The sequence below is a fragment of the Bartonella sp. TS25HLJMH genome (assembly GCF_042193505.1).
Lineage (GTDB): Bacteria > Pseudomonadota > Alphaproteobacteria > Rhizobiales > Rhizobiaceae > Bartonella > Bartonella grahamii.
Genome location: NZ_JBHILV010000031.1, coordinates 1 through 8,590 on the forward strand (window position 1 = coordinate 1; position 8,590 = coordinate 8,590).

Below are 8,590 nucleotides of genomic sequence, written 5' to 3' on the forward strand. Positions count from 1 at the left end.
GGCGTTCAAAGTGCTCTTGGAGTGGCGGCAAGCCGTGCTTCGGTCTTTACCGGTGTCTTAGGGCTTGCTGGTGGTGGTCTTGTGGCAAGTGTAGCTGCCCTCACCATGAAAACCATGCATCTGGGAGATAGTCTTTATCACGCATCACACCATTTAAATATGAGTGTTGCATCACTTCAATTATGGGGTGATGCAGCCGATAATTCAGGCACTTCTGCCGAACTTTTTCAACAATCCTTAGCGGTTTTAAATAGGCGTTCAGCACAAGCCTATGCTGGACAAAAAAGAGGCATTATGGGGTTTGAGGCGCTTGGCATTTCTGTCAAAAACGCTTCTGGAAAACTCAAATCAAATTCGGCTTTGTTGGAAGAAATTACCGACAAGATGAGTAAGATGAAAAATCAAGCACAAAGACAGCATATTGCTGCCCTGCTGTTTGGTGGTGATGGCAAGGAAATGGCCGCCATGCTTGCGCAAGGAATGGCGCCTATCAAAGAGCTGTTTGCAAAGGCGCGAAAAGGAAAATGGCTCATAGGTGCTGATGTCGCACGCTATGCAGCGGACTTAAGTGACAAAATGGGAGCCTTTAAGAAAAAAATAGGCGGTATCGCGAGCTTTATTGGCGCCCGTTTCATGCCCGTGATTAATGATATGATTGACGGTTTTTCAAAGTTGATTGATGAAAACCGCGACCTCATTCAAACAACCGTTGCGAGCTGGGCGAAAACCTTAAGAAAAGTCTTTAATGATTTGCTTAATCCTACCTCTGATTTAAGAAAAGGTATCAGTGATCTCACAGAGAGGATTAAAGGATGGTTCCAATGGCTAGAACCTCTAATTGGTGAAATAACCCTCTTTAAGGTAGGACTTGTAGCACTTGGTTCATTCATTTTTGGTCCACTCATTGCCGCATTAGCCGCAGCGGGAGCAGCGTTTGTCACACTTGGCTATACTATAATGACGACACCTATCGGTTGGCTAATTGGCGGTATCACGGCACTTGTTGGAGCTGGATATCTGCTTTATAAAAATTGGGACAAAATCAAGGGCTGGCTGCTTACATCACTAGCCATAGTAAGCGCAGTTTTTATCAGGCTTGCTTTCGCTCTTTCAGGACCAGTGCTTTCAGCCTTCACTTCCGTTGGTTCTAAAATTACCGGTCTGGCTGCAAATCTTGGAAAATCCCTGCTCTCAAAAATAATCGCAGCAGATAAAGCTTTTATTAGATTTTCTGCTACTCTGGGAAGATCACTGCTTTCAGCATTAGCCTCAGCTGCTTCTGCAGTTGCCAGTCTTGCTTTAACTCTTGTAGGAACACTGATTTCGGCAATAACTGCCGTTGGTTCTGCTTTTATATCGCTTGGTATCGCAATCATGACCACTCCTATCGGTTGGATACTTGGTGGTATTACGGCACTTGTTGGAGCTGGATATCTGCTCTATAAAAATTGGGATACGGTAGTAAGCTTCATAAGCAACTTGTGGGATTCTTTTTACAGCTTATGTAGTAACGTTTTCAATAACCTCTTTACGCTCTTTAAAAACTTTTCACCACTCTATTGGATTGCGACAAAAATCAATGAACTCATTAAATGGTTGTTTGGCGTCGATTTAATGGAGGCAGGTGCTCATCTCATTAGTAGCTTATGGGACGGCATTAAAAGCCAATGGGATAATCTGTATAACGGATTTGGTAATATGATGAATAAATTAACCAGCTGGATACCCAGCTGGGGAGGGAAAAAGTCGGAATTTAAGGCTACAATCAACAAAACTTCAACCCAAACGATTAAAACCTTTACCGATGCAACCAATGCACGCGCAAAGAGAATGGTTGGCACAGCAATTGTTCCCAATAACCCATATGGAAAAGGAAAAAGTGGTTTTAATACAAGTGTCGTTGAAACAGGACAAATGCAGGCAACAAATAAAGTGGGTGCCTTTAAAGCTCCAAAGCCCATTACGGTTCATAAACCCGTTGAAGTAGACGCCCGTGTAACCATTACAAATCTAAATATTTCAGTACCAAATGGTCTCAAGGACGAAATCAGAGACGCTGTCAATCAAGCACTTGAACGCTATGCAAAACAGCAACGTTTAGCCATAGCCTCTAGCCTTTCGGATTAAATACCATGATGTTAGCTTTGGGTGGTTTTATTTTTTCAATTGAAACAGCAGCTTATCAAACACTTGATATGTCTTATGGGGTTCCATGGGTAGAGCAAGGGCGATTGGGACGAAAGGCAGCTCTTCAATTGCCAGCTGTTGCAAATGCGGAGTTTTCTTTAGCAGGCGTGATTTATCCAGATTTCAAAGGTGGCCACAGACAGCTCGAATATTTGCGACAAATAGCGCATATGGGACCTCACATTCTTGTGACCGGTCAAGGCAAAATCTTAGGAAAATTTGTCATTCTTTCCGTAGAGGAAAAACAAAGCATTTTTCATCATAACGGCACCCCCAAAAAACAAGAATTTACGATAAAGTTGAGAGAGTATGGTGAAGACCTATGAGTGATCTTTACGTGACAAAAGATGGCGATATGGTGGATGCCATTTGCTGGAAATACTATGCCAAAGGTCAACAAGCACTTGCTGTTGAACGCGTCTATGCAGCGAATTTGGGGCTTGCAGACTATGGACCCATTTTAAAAGCAGGTATCACGATACTCTTACCAACCCTCCCCTATCCGAAAGCCACACCGGTGATTAGAATTTGGGGCAGTCAATCATGAAACCTTTTTGCATGGTTCTAGCAAATGGAGAAGACATCACCAAAACGCTCATGGATTATGTTTTATCAATTGAAATTACCGATGAAGCAGAAAACAAAAGTGATCGTATCACTATAGAGCTTGATGACCGCGCACGCGACAGTGATAACGGCTTTCTTGATATTCCTCTTATCGGGACAGTTATTTCCATAACACTTGGCTATGAAGGCGGGAAAAACCGCGATATGGGATCCTATCTGATAGACGAAATCTCTGTAAGCAGCCCACCACAAAGCTTAAGTGTTACAGGGCACGCCGCATCAATGAACACATCTTATAGAACCCCCAAAAGCCAATCCTATCACCAGCAAACCCTTGGCAGTATTGTTCAAGAGATAGCAGAGCGTAATGGCTATACACCAAAGGTTGATCCTTCTCTTGCAAAAATCGTTGTGCGTCACATTGACCAAACGGCTGAAAGCGATATGGCTTTTGCTACACGCCTTGCAGAAGACTATGATGCGGTAGCAAAGCCCGTTGATGGCAAACTTGTGCTCGCCAAACGGGGTGAAGGCAAAGCCATCACCGGTGAAACACTCCCTATTGTTGTTATTCATGAGAAATATTGCACCTCTTGGGATTTTAAATACAGCGCACGGGATGAAGCAGGTGCAGCCAATGGCTTAGAAACAGATGTGGGGGACGACCAAAAAGCCGCTGCTGATGCACGAGAACCAGAAGAGATTGATGATGATGAAAACTTTATCCATATGGATGACAGTGATCGAGCAGCACCCTCATCATCTGAATCGGAAAAAGCAGAAACAACCCCTGATAAAGAAGAGGAAGACAAAGAGAAAAAAGGTGGTGTTCTTGCAACCTATTATGATATCCGCAGTGGTGAAAAAAAAGAAGTTAAAGTTGGAAAACCGCCGTTTCATGAACTCAAATATACCTACCATAACCAATCAGAGGCTGTTGCGGCCATTGCTGCTTATCGCAATAAGTCATCACGCGGTAAATCTTCTTTCTCATGTGATATTGGTGGTGATCCCTTTGTGCAAGCAGAAGCAAAGCTTGTTCAAGAGCCCCCTTTCCGCCCCTATATTCCAGCAGAATGGCGTATCAAAAGCGTTAAGCACAAACTTGATAAAACGGGTGGTTACACCACAAAAATAGAATGCGAACTTTTTGATGAAGCGCAAGAAGATGCGGCTGGAAACGTTGCAAACACAACACCAGACAAAGACGACACCCTTGATCCAAACGCCCCACCAAACGCATGTGACGAAGGCGAAGGCGTCATCCATATGGATGAAGAGGATAGATAAACAAAGCTATTTTATGATGATAAAAAGAAATACTATTTTTATTTTACTATTCCTAAAAATACAGCTAAACAGCGTTCAATTTCTACCATTTTATCTGCATGAATGGAGCCGAAAGCTGGACTAACTTTTTCACATCTTACCGTCATAATCTTATCAATCATTACTTGCGAAGGTTTTTGTAAGCCATTTTTTGTGTTTGGCTGAATCGTAATGCGGAGTAATGGCGCATCAACAAGTGTACTTGTAATTGGTAAAACCGTTACACTTGTATGCTCACTAAATTGATTAGCTTGAATGATTAACGCAGGTCTTGGTTTACCAAAATCGCCTTGCATAGCTATTGTGACGAGAGATCCACGCATTATTCTGTCCAGCCATCAACATCCATTAAAGATTGGTCCATAAACAATTGTATAGATGTATCAGCTTTATCCATTTTTGCTACTAAGCGACATTGGCGATGACACTCTTCTTCAAAATTTGGCTGACGTGTATCTGGAACCCAAATCTGCATTAAGCGCAAACCTGCTTTTCTTTGCGCATTGCGATGTTTTTGAACCCGTTCATTAACGTGCATTGTACCCATAATAAAATCTCCATTATGTTTCATGTAACGTATAACACAGAAAAAAGTTACATGAAACGAGATTTTTAATAAAAGGCAATAATTGCAATTTTTAATATTCACTCATCCCCACCTTGTGTGGGGCTTTTTTTATGGAGAATCATATGCGAAAAATATCATCAGAAGGACTAGCACTTATCAAACAATGGGAAGGTTTGCGTTTGAACGCCTATAAAGATGCCATTGGGATGTGGACAATAGGTTATGGACATACAAACAGTGCTGGAAAACCTTTTGTTCATAAAGGCATGACAATCACTGAAAAGCAAGCAGAAGAACTTCTTTGCCAAGACTTAAGACAATTTGAAAATGCCGTTGAACGCGCTGTTACGGTTTCATTAACAGATGAACAATTCGCGGCGTTAGTGTCCTTTTGCTATAATGTAGGAACAGGAGCCTTTTGTAACTCGACACTGTTAAAAAAACTCAATCAAGGTGAATATGAAGCTGTCCCTGCAGAGCTACAGAAATGGACCAAAGCAGGCGGGAAGCGTCTTGAAGGTCTAGCACACCGGCGCGCAGCAGAAACAGGGCTATGGGCAAAAGGGGCTTATGTTTCCTCCAATTATCAAACAGTAGAAATGAAACAACCAACAGGGTTTCTCAAAGCAGAAGCGCTTGCACCGATTATTGGTTCTTTTTCTGGGCTTGGTGGTTTGTTAGCAGGCAATGGCCCCATCCAATGGGCTTTGGCAACCATTATGGTTTTAGCCGCATGTACTGGCATTTTCTTTGTTGCTAAACGCTTTCAGGAGCACCGCCTATGATCTTATGGATGAAAAGAAATCTGATGGTTACAGGTGCGGCTTTAGCCGCTTTTTTTATTGCATTAGCAAGAGCATTTACTCTTGGGAAAAAGAGTGAACAGAAAAAGCAAACAGAAAAAGCTTTAAAAGCAGCCACAACACGTCTGGAGGTGGAAAGTGAAGTTAATCAAAAAAGTGATGCTGATGTGCGTGCTGCTCTCTCTGACTGGTTGCGCGACAAATAAATATGCTTCTTCTTGTGTTGGCTGGTTGCCAATTTATTTAGACAAGAAAGATCTGAACGCCATCAGTTCCAATTTAGCAAGAGAGATCTTAAAGCACAATAATCTAGGTGAACGCGTGTGTGGGTGGAAACATGGCTAGAAAAAAAACACAAGACGATATAGAGCTTACAGAAGCAGAAAAAGAAATACTTCAAGAAATCATCATGACCTACAAAAGTGTAAAAGTGATGTCTCGTTATACGAAATGGATTGTACTCATTATACTCTTATTAGCGCTTGATTTTTCACGTATTATGGATGCGTTTGTAAGTATTTTTACACAAAAACCAAATATCCGACTCTAAACATACTCTGAGACGCGCGAAATTCTTTAGAAAATGAATTCTTAATTTTTCTCGTCTCATGGAGGCGATAGAGAATGTCTTCGCCCATTTAAAACAGTGGATTTCAAAAATTAGCCCTTGAATTAGCTTGTTTTATGGATTTTACGATTCTAATGACGTATACTTAATGCGACAAACTTCGGAATTTTCGTCCTTTAAAGACGGGAAAGAAGTCAGATTTTTGTTAAACAACACGATTGCTTGTCTTGTATAGATCAGGGGGGGGATAATGAGAACAAATTTAAGTGGTCGCGTAAAAAATACGTCTTTACCAAAAACGCATGCTCTACTACCTCTTTTTGAAGCAGTTGTGAACTCCATTCATTCTATTGAAGAAACAGGAAACGATTTTTCCTCAAGTCACATTACAATCTCAATCATAAGATCAGAGCAAGCTTTACTACCACTTAAAGGCACTGAAAAACTAAACAAAACAGAAATTGTAGGTTTTAAAATAACCGATAATGGTACAGGCTTTAATGAGCATAATTTTCAATCATTTGAAACTTTAGACTCAGATTATAAGGTAGAAAAAGGTTGCCATGGTATAGGACGACTTTTATGGCTTAAAGCTTTTAATAATATAAAAATCAGAAGTATTTATAAAACAGATGAAGGGTTAAAAGGGCGTGAATTCTCATTCGACGCTGACTTTGGTATAAAAGCATTACGCGAATTTCAAGATAATTGTACAAAAAAAGAAACTGTTGTTGAATTAAAAGATCTGAAAAAAGATTATAAAAATAACATTCCCAAAAAGCTACAATCTATTGCAAATGCACTCTTAGAACATTGTCTCTGGTTTTTTGCAAGAAACGGCAGTTGTCCCTCTATAACCATTGAAGATGGCTCTGAAAAGATATTGTTGAATGATCTATATAAACAATGCATACATGAAGCAGTTTCTAATGAAGAAATAGAAATTGGAGATTATAACTTTTCTATTATGCATATTAAATTTAGAAACTTACCTTTAGATAATCATATTTTATTTTTTTGTGCAGGCAATAGAGTTATCACAGAAAAAGTATTATCTCAGAACATTCCTGGTATGCAAGCAAAGCTGCGAGATGATATAGGTGAATTTATCTACTCTTGCTACGTAAGCTCTCCTTTTTTGGATGAAAGAGTACGTTCTGAAAGAATAGGCTTTAATATTCAAGAAAATTCTACAGAGTTGTTTGAGAAGGTAGAGATATCATTTGATATGATACAGAAAGCTATATTCCCTAAAATTCAAAAACATTTAGATAAAGAATTAAAGCAAAACATTCAAAACAGTAAGAAAATAATTGAAAAATTCGTAGCTGAAAAATCACCACGTTACCGTACAATTCTAAAACATTTAACTGAAAATGACTACATAGCTTCTCCCTCAAGTTCTGACCAAAGCTTAGAGCTTTTCCTTCATAAACATCTTACTAAATTAGAAGAAAAGGCTTTAAAAGAAGGTCATGATATTTTGCAAGCTGAACAAAACGAAAATTATGAAGAATACCTAAATAAAGTTAGCGCATATGTAGAAACTGTAAATGATCTTAATCGCTCCGATCTGATAGGTTACTTATGCCACAGAAAAGTTATCTTAGATCTTTTAGAAAACGCCTTAAAGAAAAGCGATAAAGGTTACGCTAAAGAAAATGTTATTCACAAACTCATAATGCCAATGAAGTGTGATTCCAATGACATTTCTATGGATAATTGTAATTTATGGTTGATAGATGAAAAGTTAGTTTTTCATGATTATTTAGCTTCTGACATCTCATTGAAAGCAATGCCTATTACAGGTGCTATAGAAGATAAAAGACCTGATATATGTGCCTTAAATGTATACGACAAAGCTCTTTTAATATCAAATGAAGAGCCCATGAAATTAGCGTCTCTTTCTGTAATAGAAATTAAACGCCCAATGAGAGATGATGCACAATCGGGAACGGAAAAAGATCCTATTAAACAAGTGTTGGACTATCTAGAAAAAATTAGAGAAGGTGATGTACAAACATACAATGGTCGTCCTATAAAAGACTCTCTTAATATACCTGGTTATTGTTATATTATCTGTGATTTAACTGATAGTATAAGAGAGTGTTGCAAACACTCGAATTTAAGAATAACAGGTGATAACATGGGGTATTTTGGATATAACGAGAATTATAAAGCTTATATAGAAGTGATTTCATTTGATAAGCTTGTAGATAATGCCAAGAAAAGACATCGGTTATTTTTCGATAAGATGAATTTGCCAATAAAATGACCTATCCCCTCCCCGCTTTTGAAACGGGGGAAAAGAGATTATATCGTAATCTATCCGCTAATCGTTTAAGTGTTTCTTAAATACCTGACTCGACAATAGACATATTATCAAGCCTCTCCTGATATAAATGCAGCCCACTGTTCCAAGAGAACATGTCGCTGTTCTAAAAAGTCTGTTCGCATATAAGCCTTTGTCACTGAACTCCCAACTGAATGGGCAAGAACAGTTTCGGCAATCTCAAATGGTGTTGACGTTGTCTCTGCTATCCAATCCCGTAAGCTTGAACGAAAACC

General features: G+C 39.4%; 10 protein-coding genes and 1 pseudogene. 8 read left to right on the plus strand and 3 right to left on the minus strand.

The features are described 5' to 3' along the window. The 4 genes from ACFINF_RS08345 to ACFINF_RS08360 all read left to right on the plus strand — a co-directional run. Window positions 1–2,127, plus strand: a 2,127-nt coding sequence (locus ACFINF_RS08345) for a phage tail tape measure protein (protein WP_375620470.1), incomplete at its 5' end; no start/stop codon positions are given. Between the two features lie 5 nt (window positions 2,128–2,132). Continuing rightward, window positions 2,133–2,513: a phage tail protein gene (locus ACFINF_RS08350; protein ID WP_273724327.1), complete on the plus strand. Its 381-nt coding sequence runs from the start codon at window positions 2,133–2,135 to the stop codon at window positions 2,511–2,513. Continuing rightward, a complete protein-coding gene (locus ACFINF_RS08355; RefSeq protein WP_375620471.1) occupies window positions 2,510–2,734 on the plus strand; it encodes a tail protein X in 225 nt (74 codons plus the stop codon). Before ACFINF_RS08350 ends, ACFINF_RS08355 begins: the two co-directional genes overlap by 4 nt. After that, window positions 2,731–4,044, plus strand: coding sequence for a phage late control D family protein (locus ACFINF_RS08360; protein WP_375620472.1), 1,314 nt, complete (start codon window positions 2,731–2,733; stop codon window positions 4,042–4,044). Before ACFINF_RS08355 ends, ACFINF_RS08360 begins: the two co-directional genes overlap by 4 nt. Before the next feature lie 38 nt (window positions 4,045–4,082). Here ACFINF_RS08360 and ACFINF_RS08365 read toward each other — a convergent pair whose 3' ends face one another. After that, window positions 4,083–4,406, minus strand: coding sequence for a type II toxin-antitoxin system PemK/MazF family toxin (locus ACFINF_RS08365; protein WP_375620473.1), 324 nt, complete (start codon window positions 4,404–4,406; stop codon window positions 4,083–4,085). After that, a complete protein-coding gene (locus tag ACFINF_RS08370) occupies window positions 4,406–4,630 on the minus strand; it encodes an antitoxin MazE family protein (RefSeq protein ID WP_375620474.1) in 225 nt (74 codons plus the stop codon). Before ACFINF_RS08370 ends, ACFINF_RS08365 begins: the two co-directional genes overlap by 1 nt. A 143-nt stretch (window positions 4,631–4,773) precedes the next feature. Here ACFINF_RS08370 and ACFINF_RS08375 point away from each other — a divergent pair, with 143 nt between their 5' ends. The 4 genes from ACFINF_RS08375 to ACFINF_RS08390 all read left to right on the plus strand — a co-directional run bounded on the left by ACFINF_RS08375 (window position 4,774) and on the right by ACFINF_RS08390 (window position 8,297). Continuing rightward, window positions 4,774–5,436 carry a lysozyme gene (locus tag ACFINF_RS08375; RefSeq protein ID WP_375620475.1) on the plus strand — a complete coding sequence of 221 codons (663 nt, stop codon included), beginning with the start codon at window positions 4,774–4,776 and terminating at the stop codon, window positions 5,434–5,436. Beyond that, a complete protein-coding gene (locus tag ACFINF_RS08380) occupies window positions 5,433–5,660 on the plus strand; it encodes a hypothetical protein (RefSeq protein WP_375620476.1) in 228 nt (75 codons plus the stop codon). The genes ACFINF_RS08375 and ACFINF_RS08380 overlap by 4 nt, the downstream gene beginning before the upstream one ends. Before the next feature lie 131 nt (window positions 5,661–5,791). Beyond that, on the plus strand, window positions 5,792–6,004 hold the full coding sequence (locus ACFINF_RS08385; protein ID WP_015856478.1) for a hypothetical protein: 213 nt from the start codon (window positions 5,792–5,794) through the stop codon (window positions 6,002–6,004). A gap of 268 nt (window positions 6,005–6,272) precedes the next feature. Further along, window positions 6,273–8,297: a hypothetical protein gene (locus ACFINF_RS08390; RefSeq protein ID WP_375620477.1), complete on the plus strand. Its 2,025-nt coding sequence runs from the start codon at window positions 6,273–6,275 to the stop codon at window positions 8,295–8,297. Window positions 8,298–8,404: 107 nt separating this feature from the next. On the opposite strand, the pseudogene ACFINF_RS08395 reads toward ACFINF_RS08390, so the two are convergent. After that, window positions 8,405–8,590, minus strand: a pseudogene (locus ACFINF_RS08395) (integrase); the annotation flags it as partial.